We start from the raw sequence: 19,469 nt of genomic DNA, 5'->3' as shown, positions 1-19,469 counted from the left end.
CCTGTGGCGGTGGCTCCGCAAGGGGAGCCGAAGAAAAGGTTAACGTACCAGGCAGGGACGTTTATTGTCGTAGGTCCATCCTGGCACCAGAAATTGCATCGCCTGCGCATCATCACGCGCGCCAAGGCCATGTTTCTGATACAGCGCATTGGCCTGCATCACCTGATCCATATCCAGCTCAACGCCGAGACCCGGTTTCTGCGGCACCTGCACCATGCCGCCTTTTATCTGGAACGGCTCTTTGGTCAGGCGCTGATTGCCTTCCTGCCAGATCCAGTGGGTATCAATCGCGGTGATGGCGCCTGGCGCGGCGGCGGCAACGTGAGTAAACATCGCCAGTGAAATGTCGAAGTGGTTATTGGAGTGCGAGCCCCAGGTCAGGCCGAAGTCGTGACACATCTGTGCCACCCGCACCGAGCCCTGCATGGTCCAGAAATGGGGATCGGCCAGAGGAATATCGACCGACTGTAGCGACAGCGTGTGCCCCATCTGCCGCCAGTCAGTGGCGATCATATTGGTGGCGGTCGGCATACCGGTCGCGCGGCGGAACTCCGCCATCACTTCGCGGCCCGAGTAGCCCTGCTCCGCCCCGCACGGATCTTCAGCGTAAGCCAGCACATCTTTCAGCTGTTTACCCAGCATGATCGCTTCATTGAGTGACCAGGCACCGTTAGGATCGAGCGTAATCCGCGCCTCAGGAAAACGCTTCGCCAGCGCGGTAACCGCTTCGGCTTCCTCGCCACCACGCAGTACGCCGCCCTTGAGTTTAAAATCGTTAAAGCCATATTTTTCGTACGCCGCTTCCGCCAGCCGCACCACCGTATCCGGGGTTAACGCCTCTTCGTGACGCAGGCGATACCAGTCGCAGGGATCGCTCTCCTGGCTCTGATAAGGCAGAGAGGTTTTGCGACGGTCACCGACATAGAACAGATAGCCAAGCATCTCAACGCGGTCGCGCTGTTGTCCGTCACCCAGCAGGGTTGCCACGTTAACGCCCAGATGCTGCCCCAGCAGATCCAGCATCGCCGCTTCAATGCCGGTCACGACGTGGATGGTGGTGCGCAGATCGAAGGTCTGCGTGCCACGCCCGCTGGCATCGCGATCCGCAAAGGTCGTGCGCACCAGGCTGAGAATATTTTTGTATTCGCCCACGGTTTTACCGATCACCAGCGAAGCCGCATCTTCCAGCGTCTGACGGATTTTTTCGCCGCCCGGAATCTCCCCGACGCCGGTATGACCGGCGTTATCTTTGATAATCACAATATTGCGGGTAAAAAACGGCGAATGCGCGCCGCTGAGGTTCAGCAACATGCTGTCGTGACCGGCAACCGGAATCACCTGCATGGCAGTCACTTTCGGGGTTGAACTCATCTCCTGCTCCTTATGCTGTTGCGCGGCCAAAGACCGGGCGCTTACGGTCGAATGTCCAACCGGGAATCAGATATTGCATCGCCGTGGCGTCATTGCGGGCGCCAGCAGGCAGTGACTGATAAAGCTGGTGGGCCTGATGCACGCGGTCCCAGTCAAGCTCAACGCCGAGGCCCGGCGCGTCCGGTACCCTGATTTTGCCGTTGCGAATTTGCAGAGGGTTTTTGGTCAGGCGCTGATCGCCCTCCTGCCAGATCCAGTGAGTATCAATCGCGGTCGGATTACCTGGCGCGGCGGCACCGACGTGGGTGAACATCGCCAGCGAAATATCGAAGTGGTTATTGGAGTGGCAGCCCCAGGTCAGGCCCCAGTCGTCGCACAACTGCGCCACCCGTACGGCACCGCTCATTGTCCAGAAATGCGGATCGGCTAACGGGATATCGACCGCGTTAAGCATCACCGCGTGGTTCATCTCGCGCCAGTTGGTGGCGATCATGTTAGTAGCGACCGGCAGACCGGTGGCGCGGCGAAACTCCGCCATCACCTCGCGCCCCGAATACCCCTGCTCGGCGCCACAGGGATCTTCGGCGTAAGTCAGCACATCCTGCATCCCTTTACAGAGCGCGATGGCTTCATCCAGTAACCAGGCACCATTGGGATCGACGGTAATGCGCGCCTCGGGGAAGCGCTGTTTCAGCGCCGCGGCGGTCGCAATCTCCTGTTCGCCCGGCAGCACGCCGCCTTTTAGTTTGAAATCTTTAAAACCGTATTGATCCGCAGCCGCCTCCGCCAGTCGCACTACCGCCTCGCTGGTCAGTGCTTCCTGATGACGCAGGTGATACCACTCATGGCTGGCCTGATCGCCGCTCAGATAAGGCAGATCGGTTTTGCGCCGGTCGCCGAGGTAAAACAGATAGCCCAGCACCGTAACCTCATCACGCTGCTGGCCGGGACCAAGCAACTCCGCCACCGGTACGCCCAGCGACTGACCCAGCAGATCGAGCAGCGCCGCTTCCAGCGCCGCCACCGCATTGACCCGCAGTTCAAACGTCCAGGCGCCGTTGCCGAAGGTGGTAAAGTCAGCCGACTGGTTGCCCTTATGCACCTGCTGTACCAGCCGATTCATCCGGGCAATCTGCTGGCCTTTCACCTGCGGAATCGCCTCGACCAGCGTCTGATAGATGGTATCGCCACCGGGCGCTTCGCCGACGCCGGTATGCCCGGCGCTGTCGGTGAGCACCACGATGTTACGGGTGAAGCAGGCGTTGTGTGCGCCGCCAATGTTAAGCAGCATGCTGTCATAACCGGCGACCGGGATAACCTGCATCTCTGTGATCACCGGTGAACTTTGCGTATTCATATTGCCTCCTTTTATGGCCGGGTTTTCAGTTCGACACGTTTGATATCGCCTGCAATCACCAGGAAGCTGAATGCGGCCATAAAGGCGTGAATACCGACATAAATCAGCGCGCCTTCGAAGGATCCGCTGGTGGCGATGATGTAACCGATGGCGATGGGGGTCACAATGCCAGAAAGATTACCGAACATATTGAACAGACCGCCGCTCAGGCCACTGATCTCTTTCGGTGCGGTATCCGCCATCACCGCCCAGCCCAGCGCACCAATCCCTTTACCAAAGAAGGCCAGCGCCATGAAGAACACTACCACCCATTCGGTTTCGGTGTAGTTACACATCACCATCGAAATGGAGAGCAGCATGCCGAGTACGATTGGCGTTTTACGCGCGATATTCAGCGAGCCGGTTTTGCGCATCAGCCAGTCGGAGATCACCCCGCCCAGCACGCCGCCGAGAAAGCCGCACACCGCTGGAATCGAGGCAATAAAGCCTGCTTTAAGAATCGACATGCCGCGCGCCTGCACCAGATAGACCGGGAACCAGGTAATAAAAAAGTAGGTTAAGGCGTTAACGCAGTATTGACCGAGATAGATACCCAGCATCATGCGTGAGGTCAGCAGCTGTTTGATCTGGAACCACTTCTCGTTCCAGCTCACTTTGCGGCCCGCCTTTTTGACATCCATGTTGATCAGCGCACCGCCCTGCTCCATATACTCCAGTTCGGCTTTATTCACGCCGGGATGATCGTTGGGATCGTGGATCACTTTCAGCCAGATGAAGCTGAGGATGATGCCAAGTCCACCCATGAACCAGAACACGTGCGCCCAGCCCACTGAGGAGACCAGCCAGCCCATGATCGGTGCGAAGATAACGGTGGCGAAGTATTGCGCCGAGTTGAAGATTGCCACCGCCGTGCCGCGCTCCTGCGCCGGAAACCAGGCCGCGACAATGCGGCTGTTGCCAGGGAAGGAGGGCGCTTCGGCCAGTCCCACCAGGAAACGCAGGATAAACAGAGACATGATAATACCGAAGCCGCTGAACAGATCGACGAACCCTTGCAGGAAGGTAAACAGCGACCAGGTAAAGATGCTCCAGAAATAGACGCGTTTTGAGCCGAAGCGGTCAAGCAACCAGCCGCCCGGAATCTGACCAATAACGTACGCCCATGAGAAGGCAGAGAAGATATAGCCAAGCCCGACTGAATCGAGGCCAATATCTTTAGACATCGCCGAACCGGCAATCGAAATGGTGGCGCGGTCGCCGTAGTTGAATGAGGTGACAATAAATAACATCACCACAATCCAGTATCGGGCATTGGTGCGCTTCTGCACCGTTTCCGCGGTCTGGCTGAAACTATTCATGATGCACTCCTGAAATATAGCGTGAGCTACATTCGCTCTGACTGCATACACATCGCGTTGGGTATCAGAGAGAAGTTGGGTTAAACACGGCGATCTTTTTGTTTTGGCAAACTTTTCTTTACCCTTACTGTTTTGCGGCAGCCTGCCGGTAAAGGGTGCTGGCCGGGGAACCGCGGCCGATGCAACCTGCGACAGAATGGGTAAAGCGTCGTGACGGATAACCTGACTTTGGCTAACGGAAATCAGTATAAGAACACCCTGCGGCGATGACATTGGAGCATCGCCCTGGAATAGGGTTGATGTTTACTGGATTATTTGGCGTTTGCACAGAATCCTGCGGCATGGCTCACGGAACCTGTAAATAACCGCCTCTCAACAGGCCGGAAAGCCGTTTTCCCCCGCTGTTTGTGAGGTTCTTCACTTGCTTTTGGAGAATCGACCCAAAACGCCGCGACAAATCTTTTCAAAGCCGGTCAATTGCACAATGCACAGCCTGCAGCGCCTCCTTATACTGAAACTGGCAAACTGTGACAGCGACTATCACAACAACGCACCGCAAAAGTACGGTGCGACAGACCGGAAGGTGAGCGATGACCCCTACAACAACCGAACAACCGCTCTATATCAAAGTCCATGAGCTCGACAATGTCGCGATTGTGGTCAACAGCCTGGGACTGCCCGCTGGCACCCGTTTCGCTGATGGCCTGACGCTGACAGAGCATGTGCCTCAGGGTCATAAAGTGGCGCTGAGCGCGATTGCGCAGGGCGCACCCATTCTTCGCTACGGTGAAGTGATCGGTTATGCGCTACGCGACATCGTCGAAGGCAGCTGGATAGATGAGTCGCTGGTGGCTCTGCCGGAAGCTCCACCGCTTGAGAGCCTGCCGCTGGCAACCCAGGTACCAGCCGAACTGCCGGCGCTGGAAGGCTACACCTTTGAAGGCTATCGCAACGCCGATGGCAGCGTCGGCACCCGTAACCTGCTCGGCATTACCACCAGCGTACACTGCGTGGCAGGCGTGGTTGACCATGTGGTGCAGCTGATTGAACGTGATTTACTGCCGCGCTATCCCAATGTTGATGGCGTGGTGGCACTGAACCATCTTTATGGCTGCGGCGTGGCGATCAATGCGCCAGCGGCTGTGGTGCCGATTCGCACCATCCACAACCTGGCGCTGAACGCCAACTTCGGCGGCGAAGTGATGATTGTCAGCCTCGGCTGTGAAAAATTACAGCCGGAACGGCTGCTGACCGGCACGCCAGACGTACAGCCGATCTCGCTGGAGGAGCATGATATTGTGCGGCTGCAGGATGAGAAGCTGGTAGGATTCGGCGCGATGGTTGATGAGATTTTGCAGGTTGCCGAGCGCCACCTGAAGCGACTGAATCAGCGCCAGCGCGAAACCTGTCCAGCCTCTGAACTGGTTGTCGGCATGCAGTGCGGTGGTAGCGATGCCTTCTCAGGCGTGACGGCCAATCCTGCGGTCGGTTTCGCCTCCGATCTGCTGGTGCGCTGTGGCGCTACGGTGATGTTCTCGGAGGTCACTGAGGTTCGTGATGCGATTCATCTGCTGACGCCGCGCGTCATTAATGAAGAGGTTGGTAAGCGCTTACTGGAGGAGATGGCCTGGTATGATGACTACCTGAATCAGGGTCAGACCGATCGCAGCGCCAACCCGTCGCCTGGCAATAAAAAAGGCGGACTGGCGAACGTGGTGGAAAAAGCGCTCGGCTCGATCGCTAAATCGGGTCGCAGTGCGATTGTCGAAGTGCTGTCGCCGGGTCAGCGCCCTACCCGACGCGGCTTAATCTATGCCGCAACCCCAGCCAGCGATTTTGTCTGTGGCACCCAGCAGATGGCTTCCGGCATTACTCTGCAGGTGTTTACTACCGGACGCGGTACGCCGTACGGACTGGCGGCCATTCCGGTGATTAAGATGGCAACGCGTAATGCGCTGGCCGAGCGCTGGCACGATCTGATGGATATTAATGCCGGTACCATCGCCACCGGCGAAGAGAGCATTGAGCAGGTGGGCTGGCGGCTGTTTGAGTTGATTCTGGATATCGCCAGCGGTCGCAAACAGACCTGGTCAGATCGCTGGGGAATCCGCAATCAGCTGGCTGTGTTCAATCCGGCCCCGGTGACCTGATGGGTGCCGGACCCGGATCGCCGTGGCGGCGATCCGGGCCAGCCTCGTCTTCCCGCCCGCATCAGCTGAGAAGACGATGGACGCGGGCAGGCCTGGCGAAATTACAGCAGCGCGCCCCAGGCCTCAACCCACGGAGAGGTAACCGCTTCCGGCTCCGGATTCTCACTGGCATCAACCAGCAGAACGTCGCCAACGCGCTGGGCGCTGTGCTCCTGCAGCAATGCATCAAAGGTTTTACCCGCGCCACAAAAGTGGTCGTAGCTGCTGTCACCCAACGCAATCACACCATAGCGCAGCGTCGGCTGATGACCCAGCTGATCTTTTACCGCGTGAAACAGCCCGGAAATGGTATCAGGAAAGTCGCCGTGTCCGGTTGTGGAGGTCACAATCAACGCAACGTCGCTGGCGTAAGCCTGCCAGTCTGCCAGCGTCGGATCTTCAAATACCGTCACGCTGTGGCCCTGTTGTTGCAGAATCGGCTCTGCCTCTTCCGCCACTAACAGCGCATTGCCATATACCGTGCCTACAAAAATGCCAATCTTTGCCATCTGCCTTCTCCGTTATTCTGAAACCTTATCCTCTCCTGGCGCCGCCGCAAACTCAACCCGCGGTACCTCAGGAATGCAATCCTGCCAGCCAAACTGCGTCATCAGGTTCTGCCAGACGCTATCCAGCCCGGCACGAATCAGCAGCGGCTCGCCGGTCACCGGATGGGTCAGCGCCAGGCTGCTGGCGTGCAGCATCAGGCGGTTAGCCCCGAAGTGCTCTGCTGCGCCGCGGTTCTGGCGCAGATCGCCGTGGGCGGAGTCGCCGATTATCGGATGACGCAGGTGCGACATGTGTCGCCGCAACTGATGTTTACGCCCGCTTTTCGGTGACAGTTCCACCAGGCTATAGCGCGACGTGGGATAACGGCCAATGCCCACCGGCATCTCCACCGTCGACAGCGACTGATACTCAGTGACCGCTGGCTGCGCGGTGCGTTCTTCAGTGGCGTGCTTATCAGCAATTTTGTCCAGCTCTTCCACCAGCGGGTAGTCCAGCGTACCGCGGGTTTCCAGCCAGCCGCGTAACACCGCATGGTAGGTTTTCTGCATCTGATGTTGCTCAAACTGCTGCGACAGCAGGCGTCCGACTTCACTGGATAATCCCATCAGCAACACGCCGGACGTAGGGCGATCCAGCCGGTGCGCGGTAAATACATGCTGACCGATCTGATCGCGCACCGTCTGCATCACAAACACCGTTTCATGCCGGTCCAGCCAGCTGCGGTGCACCAGCCAGCCGCTCGGTTTGTTGACCGCTACCAGCCAGTCGTCCTGATAAATGATTTCCAGCATCAGACAGCTGCATCCTTCAATAACGCATCAAGCTGACGCAGCGTCAGTAACAGCGGCGCAACGCCGGGCTGATCAGGCACCAGCGCTATTTCATAATAGGGGGCAACCGCAAAGTTTTGCGGCAGCGGATGCCGGGCAGCAATCAGGGCGTGCATACGGGGAATCAGCACCCATTGCAGCCATTGCAGCGGTTCAAGGGTATCCAGGCAAAACGGTTCACGGCTGTCGAAGGCGCTGGCTTCAGGGGGCGTGCTTTGCCAGAGATCGTGCTCACGCAATACCGCTTCAACCTGTTCCAGCCGTTGCGTAATCAATTGTTCAGGCGTCATGCGCCACCTCCAACGGGCAGTAAAAAAACGGGCGGCAAGCATATCACTTGTTGGCGCAGGCACAAAAAAGGGAGCACTGTATAAACAGTGCTCCCGGTTCGTTTGCAGCCTTCCCGCTACGTTAATGCTCCCTGCTCTTCCCTGACAACTTTTCCAGTGCGAACTCCTGTCGCGCATCATCCTGATGAATCCTTAGCATCCTGGCCCACCACCTCTTCTGAGGGGCTCTCATTCTCCATCCTGGAGGTGTCCCTTGCTCCATCCTGAGCTCTCCTGTTTCGTCCTGAAACCTTCCCTGTGCCGTAAACTCCGTTACGTTCCTGCCTCATGGCTTATCCTCAATCCTGAGAATATCTGTTGTCCCCAGCGTCCTGCCAGTGCGAAACATTCTGACAGAACGCTTTGTGCATACAAGGGACTAAAAGTGTAAGTTCAGTGCCTTAGAGCCACAATTTCAGATTAACGCCATTAAGTCGATGATTCACAATCTATTTACATCCGGGCTATCCGGATGTCTCAAGTGATATCTGTCGATCTCGCACACACCTTGTAAGAGATATCTCACAAGAAAGCCGGGCGATCACTACAAATCATCCGGTAACCGGCTGTAATGACTTAAGAAATATCTCAAGACTTTCCGCTAAAACGTCTCGCTGCTTACCACCCGGCTGCTCCAGCACCACTTCCCCGCTGAGATTCGATAACGAGATGATCGCCTGCTCTGAATCGGTGGTGGCGATAAACAGCGTGGGCGACTGACGCAGCCGACGCTGCATCAGTAAATGACCAATCAGATTCTCCTGTAACCGCAGAAAATCCTCTTCGCTCCAGACCTGCAACAGCGTCAGATTTTGTTGACCGAAACGGGCCTGCATGTCTCCGGCAAACTGGGTGGTATAGAAAGCGGTAATCTGCGGTTGCAACTGCAGGTCGATCGCTCGCCCCACCGCATCAAGGCTCGGTGGCAGCGTAAAGGGCTGGGGCTGCCACAGGACCTGCTGGTCACGCTCTTCCAGCGCACAGGGCGAGGGTACGCCATAAAGATCGCTGCTGGCAGGCGCATGGCCGGCGTGCTGATGCCAGTACTGACAATAGCGGGTAGTAAAGTCTCGCAATGCGGCGGCAGTGTGCTGCGTCATTCATATTCTCACTTCTGATGGGTTACACTTAGCCACTTTGATTAATTTTGGTGGTAACCGCAATGACTACTCACGAACAGGATCAGGCCCTCAGCAACCTGACGCTGGGCAAACCCACAGCCTATCACGATCGCTACGACAACAGTTTGTTGCAGGCGGTACCGCGTAGCCTGAACCGTGAACCGCTCGGCCTGTTTCCTGAAAGTCTGCCGTTCAACGGCAGCGATATCTGGACGTTATATGAACTGTCGTGGCTGAACAGCAAAGGGCTGCCGCAGGTGGCCGTCGGTGAGGTGGTTCTGGATGCGCACAGCCGCAACCTGATCGAATCGAAAAGTTTTAAGCTCTACCTGAACAGTTTTAACCAGACCCGCTTCGCCGACTGGGGCGAGGTGCGCCAGACACTGGAACGCGATCTCAGCGCCTGTGCTGACGGTGAAGTGCGGGTCGCACTGTTCCGGCTTAATGAAGTTGAAGGGCAGCCAATCGGCCACTTCGACGGTTACTGCATTGATGAACAGGATATCGCGATTGACGATTACCGCTTCAATGCAGATTACCTGGCTGACGCCACCGGCAGCGAAACCGTGGAGGAGACGCTGGTCAGCCATCTGCTCAAATCGAACTGCCTGATTACCCATCAGCCCGACTGGGGTTCGGTGATGATTCGTTACAAAGGCCCGCGTATCGACCGCGAAGCGCTGTTGCGCTATCTGGTTTCGTTCCGCCAGCACAACGAATTTCATGAGCAGTGTGTCGAGCGCATCTTCAATGATCTGCTGCGTTTCTGTCATCCTGAGACGCTGACGGTCTATGCGCGTTATACGCGTCGTGGCGGGCTTGATATCAATCCGTGGCGCAGTAATGTGCCCTTCTCTCCCGGTTATTCGCGTCTGGTGCGTCAGTAGTTTGCGAGATCACTCTCAGGCTGTGCGCGACAGGCGTGGTTCCACTTGAGCTACGCGGGCCGACAAGGCTACTCTGGAGATGGCGGCAGTCTGCGGATTGCCGACCAGGGATTTTCGCCACTGCATTTGCAGTGTCAACAGTCACCCAGGCGGGTGTAAAGGAGTTCATTTGATTACCCATATCAGCCCTCTTGGCTCAATGGATCTGCTCTCGCAGCTGGAAGTCGATATGCTGAAACGCACGGCCAGCAGCGATCTGTACCAACTGTTCCGCAACTGCTCGCTGGCCGTGCTGAACTCCGGCAGTCAGACCGACAGCAGCCATGAATTACTCTCCCGCTTTGAGAATTTTGATATCAACGTGCTGCGCCGTGAGCGCGGCGTCAAACTGGAACTGATCAACCCACCGGAAGAGGCGTTCGTTGATGGGCGCATCATTCGTTCATTGCAGGCCAACCTGTTTGCCGTGCTGCGCGACATTCTGTTTGTCAGCGGTCAGCTTAATGCACCGGGCCGTTTAAGCGCCGCAGAAGAGAATGATTCTGCCGCCATCACCAACACCGTGTTTTCTATTCTGCGTAATGCCCGTGCGCTGCACATCGGCGAATATCCCAACACCGTGGTGTGCTGGGGCGGCCATTCGATCAATGCGGTGGAATATCAGTATTGCCGTAATGTCGGTACCCAGCTGGGACTGCGTGAACTGAACATCTGTACTGGCTGCGGACCCGGCGTGATGGAAGCACCGATGAAAGGGGCCGCAGTGGGCCATGCTCAGCAGCGCTACCGTGACAGCCGCTTTATTGGTCTGACAGAACCCTCAATCATTGCGGCTGAGCCACCTAATCCGCTGGTGAATGAGCTGATCATCATGCCGGATATTGAGAAGCGCCTTGAGGCCTTTGTCCGTATCGCCCACGGCATCATTATCTTCCCTGGCGGGGTCGGTACCGCAGAAGAATTGCTCTATCTGCTCGGCATCATGATGAATCCGCACAACAGCGATCAGGTGTTACCGCTGATCCTGACCGGGCCTGAAGAGAGCGCGGATTACTTCCGGGTGCTGGATGACTTCATCGTCAGTACGCTGGGCGAACAGGCGCGCAAGCACTATCAGATCATCATTAACGATGCCGCTGAAGTGGCGCGTCTGATGAAGAAAGCGATGCCGCAGGTGAAAGAGTATCGTCGCGAAACGGGCGACGCCTACAGCTTTAACTGGTCGATTCGCATCGCGCCGGATCTGCAGGTGCCTTTCCTGCCGACCCATGAAAATATGGCGAACCTCAACCTCTACACCAACCAGCCGCCGGAAAAACTGGCCGCCGACTTACGTCGCGCCTTTTCAGGCATCGTCGCCGGTAACGTGAAAGAGATGGGAATCCGCGAAATCCGCGAAAAAGGCCGCTATAAACTGCATGGCGACGCCGATATCATGCATCGCATGGACGAACTGCTACAGGGATTTGTTGCGCAGCAACGTATGAAGCTGCCGGGCACCGCCTACATCCCCTGCTACGAAATCATCAAATAAACCAGGAGGCAGCCGTCAGGCTGCCAGGATGCTCATGGCTCTACATCTTCTTATCGTGGATGCGTTAAACCTGATACGCCGACTGCATGCGGTGCAGGGGTCACCCTGCATCGAGGGCTGCGTGGCGGCACTGCGCCAGCTATTAGGGCATACCCGTCCAACGCACGTCGTGGCGGTGTTTGATGGTGAAGCCCGCCATCATGGCTGGCGCCATCAGCGCCTGCCGGATTACAAAAGCGGCCGTCCACCGATGCCCGACGATCTGCAGGCGGAAATGCCAGCGCTGCAGCAGGCGTTTCGTGACGCGGGCGTCAGTTGCTGGATTGCCGAACAGGATGAGGCGGATGATTTAGCTGCGACGCTGGCGGTAAAAATGGCGCAGGCCGGACATCAGGCCACCATCGTCTCCACGGATAAAGGTTACTGTCAGCTACTGGCACCCGAAATCCGCATTCGTGACTACTTTCAGAAGCGCTGGCTCGATCTGCCCTTTATCGAGGCTGAGTTTGGCGTGGCACCGCAACTGTTACCTGATTTCTGGGGATTGTGTGGCATCAGCAGCAGCAAGATCCCTGGCGTTACCGGCATCGGGCCAAAAAGTGCGAAACAGCTGCTGTCAGATTTTCATTCGCTGGACGGGATCTATCAGCAACTGGATCATGTGCCACCAAAATGGCGTGACAAATTAGCCAGCGGTCAGCAGATGGCGGAGTTGAGTCGCGAGGTGGCGACGCTGAAGCGGGATCTGGTCCTGCAGGGCAATCTGAATACGTTGCGATACAGCGGCTGAGTGCCGAAACACTCAGCCGGTTAATCAGCGCTCGTCGCGACGGCCACCGGCCGCGGCCCAGATACGACGAATGTGTACCGTGACTTCTTCGCGATCGTGATAGAGCTGGCGTGCCCGAATCTGCGCATTGATGCCGTTCTCATTGAGCCGTTCCTGAATCATCGCCAGATTCTGCGTCACCTCTTCATAACGCTTTTTCATCGGCAACTTGAGGTTAAAGATCGCCTCACGGCACCAGCCGTTGACCAGCCAGTCGGTCATCAGATTCGCTACCCGCACCGGTTTCTCAACCATGTCGCATACCAGCCAGCTGATATTGGTGCGCGGCGGACGGAATTTAAATCCATCGGCGCGTTCGTGCATCACCTGACCGGTATCCATCAGGCTCGGTGCCATCGGACCGTTGTCGACCGCATAGACCATCATGCTGCGCTGCACCAGTTGATAGGTCCAGCCGCCAGGACAGGCACCGAGATCGACGGCATACATGCCGCTGGCCAGACGCTCATCCCATTCGTCAGCCGGAATAAAGACGTGAAACGCCTCTTCCAGTTTAAGGGTTGAACGACTCGGCGCATCAGACGGGAATTTAAGCCGCGGAATGCCCATGTAGAACGGAGAACTGTTTTCCGGCAGCGAATAGCCGACATAACAGGTGCCCGGCGCAATGAAAAACACATGCACGACCGGACGTTTTGGGCTTTCATAGTTGAGCAAAATTTTGCTTTCACGCAGCGCGGTACGGAGCGGTACGGTGAACTTGCGGCAGAATTTAGTCAGCTCTTTCGCTTCGTTGGTATCCGGCACCTCAACGCGCAGTTCGCCGCCCTTTTCCACCACGCCGGTCAGCATACCGACAATCGGTGTAATCCGATCTTCCTGCGGCAGGTCGCGCAGCAGTTCGCCCACCACCAGCATCTGTCGTGCAAAAATCAGATCGTCAAAGGGTAACTCACGCGCCAGTCGTTCGGCGTCCTCAAACTGATAACACTCAAACAGCACATAACCGGAATTTTCTTTAACCCGCGGAAAGCCGTAGATCTCGCGTTCAGCGGCTTTAGCACTGATTTCTGCCGCACACTCTTTTTCAAAACCGGGACGGCAATAGAGTAAAACTTTATTCATGGCGTTCTGCCCTTCGTTTAAGACGCAGCGCGCCAATCAACATCAATACCCAACCGGCAAGGAAGCATAATCCTCCCACTGGCGTGATAAAAACCCAAAACTTCAGATGCGACAGCGCCAGACAGTAGAGGCTGCCGCTGAACAGTACGGTGCCGAGCGCCATCAGCGCACTGCTCCAGTAAAACCAGATATTGGCGCGGCGCAGCATCGCGGCACCCAGCCCCATCACCGCTAAGGTGTGATAAGCCTGATATTCCAGCCCGGTATGAATCCAGGCCATCTCAGCCGGTCCGAGCGATTGACTCAATACGTGGGCACCAAAAGCCCCAAACGCCACCAGCAAAAATCCGCTAATGGCAGCAAAGATAAACATGGCACGACTGGACATGAAACGATCCTCAGAGTGCGTTTGCATCGCAATGCAATAAAATCAAGGCGTTATTGTTGGTATCGAAAGCGGAATTTTTCTTGTTCAGTTGCAGCTTTTTCCAGGATCCACTGTCGAAAGGCGGCTATTTTACCCAGTTCTGCCTGACTGTCATGACAAACCAGATAAAAAGCGTTTTTACTGACTAACACGTCATTAAACGGACAGATTAAACGCCCGGCCTCAATTTCGCTCTGCGCCATCACATTATTAGCCAGCGCGACGCCCTGACCGTGGATCGCAGCCTGTAATACCATCGCGCTGTGGCTGAAGATAGGCCCCTGCTGAACGTTGATATGCTGCAAGCCGAGCTGGCGTATATAGGATTGCCAGTCACGCCGTGAGGCATCATGCAGTAGCGTGAAGCGCGACAAATCCATCGGGGTTTTAAGCGGGTTGTCGCCGGTCATCAGCGAAGGCGAGCAGACGGGTAATAAATATTCAGCGTAGAGCTTCTCAACCCGCAGGCCTGGCCAGTTGCCGCGGCCATAAAAAAATTGCCACGTCGACATCATCGGCCAGTTTCTCTTCATCACGGTCAACAGCCTGAATCCGCACGTCGATCCCCGGATAAGCCATATTAAAGCTGGAGAGGCGTGGAACCAGCCACTGAATCGCAAAGCTCGGCAGTAAACTGACGGTCAGCGCCCCCTTGGCACTGCGTGCCTGCAGTTTACGCGTCGCTTCATTGAGTGCCGAGAAGATCTCTTTGATATCCAGATAGTAGCTTTGCCCTTCTTCAGTCAGCAAAAGCGAACGATTCCTCCGGCGAAACAGCTTAAGACCGAGAAAATCTTCCAGGGATTTAATCTGATGGCTTACAGCTGCCTGGGTGACGAAAAGCTCTTCAGCGGCTTTGGTAAAGCTTAAATGGCGCGCGGCGGCATCAAATACCCGCAGGGCGTTGAGAGGAGGAAGGCGTTTCGACATGGTTTTCCGTATCCGGATCGGCAAAAAACACGTGGGCTAATACTCACCCTTTACGTATTAGAATTTTTAATCCGAGACATTATAATTTGTCCGTTGAGGAACCTCCAGCAAATACCTATAGTTGCCGCACTTCCTGAGCCGGAACGAAAAGTTTTTAGAATTGTGAGTGAGTTCGCAGATTTTCTGAAAGCTTTTGGCTTGTGGTCGTGATGTTGTGTTTGCAATTTTTGATCCGACGATTGCGGATCAAACTCTTAATTCCTGTAGATTTACCCTGTCTGTCCATAGTGATTTTTAAATAGCACCGCAAAATGCGGTGCTTTTTTTTGCTCAATTACTGGCCCATCTCAACCATTTCTTTGACATCTGAACGATTGATCTGCTGCTCGTTGCCATTGGCATCTTTATAGCTGATCATACCGGTTTCATCGTCTACCGTTGGCTTACCGTCGGCAACAATGGTTCGGCCATCATTAGTGTGCATCACATAGTTGCTGGAACAGGCAGTCAGGGTAAAGGCCAGGGTACACACGGCCAGCACTGCGGTGAGTTTTTTCATCTTCTATCTCCTTGCAGATTGATTGCATCAAACCACCCGCGTTACGCTAACCAGAGGCAGCAGATAAGTGTGATCGACCAGATATTGTTCGATCGTTGTGCGGGTTTGGTTTAAACCTTGCAATAATCAGCATAACGCGCTTTTCCAGCTTTGCCAGACAGAGACCATTCTTTCAGTCTGGTCCTATTTATTCTCATCATGGGCCGAGCATGACCGTATTTAACCCAACGGCGTTTCGCCAGCAGTTTCCCGCACTCGCCGATGCCGGTGTCTACCTTGACAGCGCCGCGACCACTCTGAAACCGCAGGCGGTCATCGACAGCATTCAGCAGTTCTACAGCCTGAGCGCTGGCACCGTACACCGCAGCCAGTTTGCCGCCGCACGCGCCTTAACCGAGCGTTATGAGCAGGCGCGACGCCAGGTGGCCCACTGGCTTAACGCCGCTGATGGTCACCAGATTGTCTGGACGCGGGGTACTACTGAAGCCATTAATCTGGTGGCAAACAGCTGGCTGCGTCCACGCATACAGCCGGGCGATGAGATTGTGGTGAGCGAAGCCGAGCACCACGCCAATCTGGTGCCGTGGCTGATGGCCGCAGAGGCGTGCGGTGCCCGGGTCGTCAAATGGCCGTTGGGTGTCGATCGGTTGCCGGATATCGCCCAACTGCCCGCCCTGCTGAACAGCCGTACCCGCCTGCTGGCGGTGAGCCAGATGTCCAATGTGACCGGCGGCTGTCCCGATATTGCTCAGGCGATCCAGCTGGCACATGCGGTTGGTGCCAGGGTGATGGTGGACGGAGCGCAGGGTGTGGTGCACTGCCCGCCCAATGTGCAGGCACTCGATATCGATTTCTACGCTTTTTCCGGCCATAAAATTTATGGCCCGATGGGCATTGGCGTGTTGTATGGCAAAGCGGAGCTGCTGGAAGAGATGGTGCCGTGGCAGGGTGGCGGAAAAATGCTGACGGCGGTCGATTTCAACGGTTTTACGCCGCAGCCGGTGCCGTGGCGCTTCGAAGCCGGTACGCCAAACGTCGCGGGCGTGGTCGGGTTAAGTGCGGCGCTTAGCTGGCTGGGTCAGCACGATCAGGCCAAAGCCGAAATGTGGAGCCAGCAGCTCGCCAGTCTGGCGGAAGAGCAACTGGCTGAACTGCCGGGCTTTCGTAGTTTTCGCTGCGGCCATGCCAGCCTGTTAGCCTTTGAATTTAGCGGTCTGCACCACAGCGATATCGTCACCCTGCTGGCTGAGCAAGGCATCGCGTTGCGTGCCGGTCAGCACTGCGCCCAGCCGCTTCTGGCGGCGCTGGGGGTTAGCGGAACGCTCCGCGCCTCATTTGCGCCCTATAATAATTTGCAGGATGTTGATGCCCTGGTGCGCGCTATGCGCAGCGCCATTTCGCTGTTATCGGAGTGTTAAGATGAGTTCACCGCTGTTAGCGCCACATCCGTTTGGCGAGTTGATTACGGTTGAAAGCCTGAAGGAGACCTTTAGCCGCTTTCACCAGTGGGAAGATCGCTACCGCCAGCTGATTCAGCTGAGTCGTCAGCTGCCAGCATTACCGGAGACGCTTAAAAAAGCAGAGATTGAGTTAAGCGGCTGTGAAAACCGGGTCTGGCTGAGCAGCCAGCTGCGTCCGGATGGCACGCTGCACTTCTATGGTGACAGTGAAGGCCGCATCGTTCGCGGTCTGCTGGCGGTACTGCTTACCGCGGTGGAAGGTCAGACGCCGCAAACGCTGCTGGAAAACGATCCGCTGGCGCTGTTCGATCAGCTGGGTCTGCGCGCCCAGCTCAGCGCCTCACGCAGCAGCGGTTTGCAGGCGCTCTCAACCGCGGTCCTGCAGTCGGCGCGTCAGGCGCTGGATCCGGCCTGACGGGCAGCACGTGCCAGATATTTCTTCAGCGCGTGCGAGACGGCGACAAAACCAAAAGTGGCGGTCACCATCGTGGCCGAGCCAAAGCCGGCGGCGCAGTCCATTCTTTTCGGTCCTTCTGCAGTGCTGCGTGAGGCACAAACGCTGCCATCCGGCTGCGGATAGACCAGCGCCTCGGTAGAAAAGACGCAGTCGATGCCAAGTTTTCCCTTGCTGTTTTTCACCACGCCAAAGGTTTTCAGCCGCTCGCGCAACTTAGCCGCCAGCGGGTCCTGAATGGTTTTCGCCAGATCGGCCACCTGAATCTGCGTCGGATCGATCTGACCGCCCGCGCCGCCGGTGGTGATCAGGGGGATCCTGTTCCGGCGACACCAGGCGATCAGTGCCGCTTTAGGCCGCACGCTGTCGATGGCATCGATGACATAATCGAAACCCGCCGCCATCAGTTCGGCAGTGTTATCCGGCGTAATAAAGTCATCGACGCAGATCACCTCGCAATCGGGATTTATCGCGCGCAGGCGTTCTGCCATCACCTCTGTTTTGGCTTTGCCGACGTTGCCATTGAGCGCATGAATCTGCCGGTTGGTATTGGTGATACAGACATCATCCATATCGATCAGGGTGATTTTGCCAATACCGGTGCGCGCCAGCGCTTCAGCCGCCCAGGAGCCGACGCCACCAATCCCGATGACGCAGAAATGCGCATCAGCAAAACGCTGCAACGCATCCTGACCATACAGACGCGCTGTACCACCAAACCGCTGGTGCCAGGCATCATTTAACACTTTCATAATTGGACCTGTAACGTCGTGCGGGCCGGCAGGCCCGCAGAGAGGAAATTAATTAGAACCGAGTAGCAGTGAGCCATTATTACCGTTTTGCGGACTGGAGAACAACGGTTGTCCGGCACCCGGTGCGGCTTTCAGTACCCAGACGCGGCCATAATGGTTATAGAAGCCCGCCAGATGGGCAGCATCCGGCCCGATCCCCTGATAGATGTCGAAGTGCTGGCCTTTAATCGCCCCGCCTACATCCAGTGCCACCATCAGGCGCATCTCATACTTGCCGTTGAATTTGCCTTTCTCGTTGAGCTGTGGCACTTCCGCCAGCAGTGCCGTTCCGGCCGGAATGATTGAGCGGTCAGACGCAACCGAGGCTTTGGCGACCAGCGGCACCGCGCTGGCGCCCCGTACTGGCGTAAACGGCTCCGGCTTAAAGAAGACAAAAGAGGGGTTAGTTTCCAGCAGGGAGCGGACTTCCTGCGGTGAGTGTTCCTGCGCCCACTGACGAATCGCCTGCATCGACATATCTTCACGCTTCACTTCGCCGCGATCGATCAGCTCTTTACCGATGCTATGGTAACCCCAGCCATTTTTCCCGGCGTAACCAAAGAAGGTCATCGGACGGCCATCGCCAAAATCAACGTAGCCACTGCCCTGCACATCCATCATGAAGTTATCAATCAGCGAGTTGCTGTAGGCGATGACGTAGCGGTCATCGAGGCCGCCACTATAGATAGAGGCGCGGCTTGGCAATTTCTCTCCGCGCTTACGCGGCGGCATACGGTAGATCGGGTACTGGAATTCCCCCTGACGGGTATAGCGCGCTTCAACCACCGGGGTATAGTAACCGGTGAACTGCACGTTACCGTAGTTGTCGGTGCCTTCCATCTGCCAGGCATTCAAACCAAACTGCTGCAGCTGGCGGGTGTCTGCACCGGCCATCAGCCAGCTTTCAATCGCGCTGTAGGTGCCGTTCTGACGGCTGTACAGCCCGGAGGAGGCGGTCTGAATCTGGCGCACCTGTTCGCCAAAGTCGCGGCCATTGACCGGGCTGCCTTTGGCATTCGGCTGATTAACCAGCGCCAGCGGCTGTTCAAGTTTGCCATCTTTATATTGCTGACCGCGATCGGTCGGTTTAGAACTACAGCTCGCCAGCAGCGCGATCAACGCGCCAGTCACAGCAATCCTGGCCCAGTGTGCTTTCATTGTGGTCTCTTTTTATAAATGTTCGTCCCGCGACGATAGCAAAGCCCCCGCAAGAATGAAATCCATCCGCTTTCCCTGCGTCCTCATCAGTTCAATAATTCACCAGATGGTTGAATAGTTCAGCAACTGACTGTAAATTTGACCTTTGTGTGCAAAAAGGGGTTGCATCAAATAACGCGCGGAGTATAGTGCGCATCCACGGACGCGGGGTGGAGCAGCCTGGTAGCTCGTCGGGCTCATAACCCGAAGGTCGTCGGTTCAAATCCGGCCCCCGCAACCAATACTTCTG

The 19,469-nt window shown here is 56.4% G+C and carries 18 protein-coding genes, 1 tRNA gene and 1 pseudogene; 7 read left to right on the top strand and 13 right to left on the bottom strand.

Features of this window, described 5'->3' with window-relative positions:
- Window positions 1-39: 39 nt before the first annotated feature.
- The 3 genes from gudD to HA41_RS11065 are packed head-to-tail and all read right to left on the bottom strand — an operon-like array spanning window position 40 to window position 4,086.
- Window positions 40-1,371: a glucarate dehydratase gene (gene gudD, locus HA41_RS11075; protein ID WP_094120842.1), complete on the bottom strand. Its 1,332-nt coding sequence runs from the start codon at window positions 1,369-1,371 to the stop codon at window positions 40-42.
- Between the two features lie 10 nt (window positions 1,372-1,381).
- Window positions 1,382-2,728: an enolase C-terminal domain-like protein gene (locus tag HA41_RS11070; protein ID WP_094120841.1), complete on the bottom strand. Its 1,347-nt coding sequence runs from the start codon at window positions 2,726-2,728 to the stop codon at window positions 1,382-1,384.
- Window positions 2,729-2,739: 11 nt separating this feature from the next.
- Window positions 2,740-4,086 carry an MFS transporter gene (locus tag HA41_RS11065; RefSeq protein WP_094120840.1) on the bottom strand — a complete coding sequence of 449 codons (1,347 nt, stop codon included), beginning with the start codon at window positions 4,084-4,086 and terminating at the stop codon, window positions 2,740-2,742.
- Window positions 4,087-4,676: 590 nt separating this feature from the next.
- Here HA41_RS11065 and garD point away from each other — a divergent pair.
- Window positions 4,677-6,236 carry a galactarate dehydratase gene (gene garD, locus HA41_RS11060; RefSeq protein WP_094120839.1) on the top strand — a complete coding sequence of 520 codons (1,560 nt, stop codon included), beginning with the start codon at window positions 4,677-4,679 and terminating at the stop codon, window positions 6,234-6,236.
- A 101-nt stretch (window positions 6,237-6,337) separates the two neighbouring features.
- On the opposite strand, the gene HA41_RS11055 is transcribed toward garD, so the two are convergent.
- From HA41_RS11055 to syd, 4 genes are all read right to left on the bottom strand, one after another.
- Window positions 6,338-6,784, bottom strand: a complete 447-nt coding sequence (locus HA41_RS11055) for a flavodoxin (protein ID WP_094120838.1) — start codon at window positions 6,782-6,784, stop codon at window positions 6,338-6,340.
- Window positions 6,785-6,796: 12 nt separating this feature from the next.
- Entirely contained in the window at window positions 6,797-7,576 is a 780-nt protein-coding gene (truC, locus tag HA41_RS11050; RefSeq protein ID WP_094120837.1) for a tRNA pseudouridine(65) synthase TruC, read from the bottom strand.
- Window positions 7,576-7,905, bottom strand: a complete 330-nt coding sequence (locus tag HA41_RS11045) for a YqcC family protein (protein ID WP_094120836.1) — start codon at window positions 7,903-7,905, stop codon at window positions 7,576-7,578. Before HA41_RS11045 ends, truC begins: the two co-directional genes overlap by 1 nt.
- Window positions 7,906-8,495: 590 nt before the next feature.
- A complete protein-coding gene (gene syd, locus HA41_RS11040) occupies window positions 8,496-9,044 on the bottom strand; it encodes a SecY-interacting protein (RefSeq protein ID WP_094120835.1) in 549 nt (182 codons plus the stop codon).
- A gap of 62 nt (window positions 9,045-9,106) precedes the next feature.
- Here syd and queF point away from each other — a divergent pair, with 62 nt between their 5' ends.
- The 3 genes from queF (at window position 9,107) to xni (ending at window position 12,276) form a co-directional block, all read left to right on the top strand.
- Window positions 9,107-9,952: an NADPH-dependent 7-cyano-7-deazaguanine reductase QueF gene (gene queF / locus HA41_RS11035; protein ID WP_094120834.1), complete on the top strand. Its 846-nt coding sequence runs from the start codon at window positions 9,107-9,109 to the stop codon at window positions 9,950-9,952.
- 169 nt (window positions 9,953-10,121) lie between these two features.
- Window positions 10,122-11,486, top strand: a complete 1,365-nt coding sequence (gene ppnN, locus HA41_RS11030; RefSeq protein ID WP_094120833.1) for a nucleotide 5'-monophosphate nucleosidase PpnN — start codon at window positions 10,122-10,124, stop codon at window positions 11,484-11,486.
- 34 nt (window positions 11,487-11,520) lie between these two features.
- A complete protein-coding gene (gene xni, locus HA41_RS11025; protein WP_094120832.1) occupies window positions 11,521-12,276 on the top strand; it encodes a flap endonuclease Xni in 756 nt (251 codons plus the stop codon).
- 24 nt (window positions 12,277-12,300) lie between these two features.
- Here xni and rlmM read toward each other — a convergent pair whose 3' ends face one another.
- The 4 genes and pseudogenes from rlmM to HA41_RS11005 all read right to left on the bottom strand — a co-directional run bounded on the left by rlmM (window position 12,301) and on the right by HA41_RS11005 (window position 15,317).
- On the bottom strand, window positions 12,301-13,401 hold the full coding sequence (gene rlmM / locus HA41_RS11020) for a 23S rRNA (cytidine(2498)-2'-O)-methyltransferase RlmM (RefSeq protein ID WP_094120831.1): 1,101 nt from the start codon (window positions 13,399-13,401) through the stop codon (window positions 12,301-12,303).
- Window positions 13,394-13,789 carry a DUF423 domain-containing protein gene (locus tag HA41_RS11015; protein WP_094120830.1) on the bottom strand — a complete coding sequence of 132 codons (396 nt, stop codon included), beginning with the start codon at window positions 13,787-13,789 and terminating at the stop codon, window positions 13,394-13,396. The genes rlmM and HA41_RS11015 overlap by 8 nt, the downstream gene beginning before the upstream one ends.
- 50 nt (window positions 13,790-13,839) lie before the next feature.
- Window positions 13,840-14,758: pseudogene (locus HA41_RS11010) on the bottom strand (transcriptional regulator GcvA).
- Between the two features lie 334 nt (window positions 14,759-15,092).
- Window positions 15,093-15,317, bottom strand: coding sequence for a YgdI/YgdR family lipoprotein (locus tag HA41_RS11005; RefSeq protein WP_094120829.1), 225 nt, complete (start codon window positions 15,315-15,317; stop codon window positions 15,093-15,095).
- A gap of 209 nt (window positions 15,318-15,526) precedes the next feature.
- On the opposite strand from HA41_RS11005, the gene csdA reads away from it, so the two are divergent.
- Together csdA and csdE are read left to right on the top strand one after the other, a co-directional pair.
- Window positions 15,527-16,735: a cysteine desulfurase CsdA gene (gene csdA, locus HA41_RS11000; protein ID WP_094120828.1), complete on the top strand. Its 1,209-nt coding sequence runs from the start codon at window positions 15,527-15,529 to the stop codon at window positions 16,733-16,735.
- A gap of 1 nt (window position 16,736) precedes the next feature.
- Window positions 16,737-17,192: a cysteine desulfurase sulfur acceptor subunit CsdE gene (csdE, locus tag HA41_RS10995; RefSeq protein ID WP_094120827.1), complete on the top strand. Its 456-nt coding sequence runs from the start codon at window positions 16,737-16,739 to the stop codon at window positions 17,190-17,192.
- On the opposite strand, the gene tcdA is transcribed toward csdE, so the two are convergent.
- Entirely contained in the window at window positions 17,171-17,983 is an 813-nt protein-coding gene (gene tcdA / locus HA41_RS10990) for a tRNA cyclic N6-threonylcarbamoyladenosine(37) synthase TcdA (RefSeq protein WP_094120826.1), read from the bottom strand. The genes csdE and tcdA overlap by 22 nt on opposite strands.
- A 48-nt stretch (window positions 17,984-18,031) precedes the next feature.
- Window positions 18,032-19,180, bottom strand: a complete 1,149-nt coding sequence (mltA, locus tag HA41_RS10985) for a murein transglycosylase A (RefSeq protein WP_094120825.1) — start codon at window positions 19,178-19,180, stop codon at window positions 18,032-18,034.
- A 203-nt stretch (window positions 19,181-19,383) separates the two neighbouring features.
- On the opposite strand from mltA, the gene HA41_RS10980 reads away from it, so the two are divergent.
- Window positions 19,384-19,460: transfer RNA gene (locus tag HA41_RS10980), tRNA-Met, on the top strand.
- Window positions 19,461-19,469 lie beyond the last annotated feature (9 nt).

The sequence above is a fragment of the Pantoea conspicua genome (assembly GCF_002095315.1).
GTDB classification, from domain to species: domain Bacteria; phylum Pseudomonadota; class Gammaproteobacteria; order Enterobacterales; family Enterobacteriaceae; genus Pantoea; species Pantoea conspicua.
This window is presented reverse-complemented; position numbering and strand designations above follow the sequence as displayed.

Bases quoted from the DNA above. Each gene is read 5' to 3' on its own strand.
- truC (WP_094120837.1), bottom strand. From the start codon at position 7,576: ATGCTGGAAATCATTTATCAGGACGACTGGCTGGTAGCGGTCAACAAA.
- syd (WP_094120835.1), bottom strand. From the start codon at position 9,044: ATGACGCAGCACACTGCCGCCGCATTGCGAGACTTTACTACCCGCTAT.
- csdE (WP_094120827.1), top strand. From the start codon at position 16,737: ATGAGTTCACCGCTGTTAGCGCCACATCCGTTTGGCGAGTTGATTACG.
- HA41_RS11065 (WP_094120840.1), bottom strand. From the start codon at position 4,086: ATGAATAGTTTCAGCCAGACCGCGGAAACGGTGCAGAAGCGCACCAAT.
- HA41_RS11045 (WP_094120836.1), bottom strand. From the start codon at position 7,905: ATGACGCCTGAACAATTGATTACGCAACGGCTGGAACAGGTTGAAGCG.
- rlmM (WP_094120831.1), bottom strand. From the start codon at position 13,401: ATGAATAAAGTTTTACTCTATTGCCGTCCCGGTTTTGAAAAAGAGTGT.
- HA41_RS11055 (WP_094120838.1), bottom strand. From the start codon at position 6,784: ATGGCAAAGATTGGCATTTTTGTAGGCACGGTATATGGCAATGCGCTG.
- mltA (WP_094120825.1), bottom strand. From the start codon at position 19,180: ATGAAAGCACACTGGGCCAGGATTGCTGTGACTGGCGCGTTGATCGCG.
- tcdA (WP_094120826.1), bottom strand. From the start codon at position 17,983: ATGAAAGTGTTAAATGATGCCTGGCACCAGCGGTTTGGTGGTACAGCG.
- queF (WP_094120834.1), top strand. From the start codon at position 9,107: ATGACTACTCACGAACAGGATCAGGCCCTCAGCAACCTGACGCTGGGC.
- garD (WP_094120839.1), top strand. From the start codon at position 4,677: ATGACCCCTACAACAACCGAACAACCGCTCTATATCAAAGTCCATGAG.
- csdA (WP_094120828.1), top strand. From the start codon at position 15,527: ATGACCGTATTTAACCCAACGGCGTTTCGCCAGCAGTTTCCCGCACTC.
- HA41_RS11070 (WP_094120841.1), bottom strand. From the start codon at position 2,728: ATGAATACGCAAAGTTCACCGGTGATCACAGAGATGCAGGTTATCCCG.
- HA41_RS11015 (WP_094120830.1), bottom strand. From the start codon at position 13,789: ATGTCCAGTCGTGCCATGTTTATCTTTGCTGCCATTAGCGGATTTTTG.
- gudD (WP_094120842.1), bottom strand. From the start codon at position 1,371: ATGAGTTCAACCCCGAAAGTGACTGCCATGCAGGTGATTCCGGTTGCC.
- xni (WP_094120832.1), top strand. From the start codon at position 11,521: ATGGCTCTACATCTTCTTATCGTGGATGCGTTAAACCTGATACGCCGA.
- HA41_RS11005 (WP_094120829.1), bottom strand. From the start codon at position 15,317: ATGAAAAAACTCACCGCAGTGCTGGCCGTGTGTACCCTGGCCTTTACC.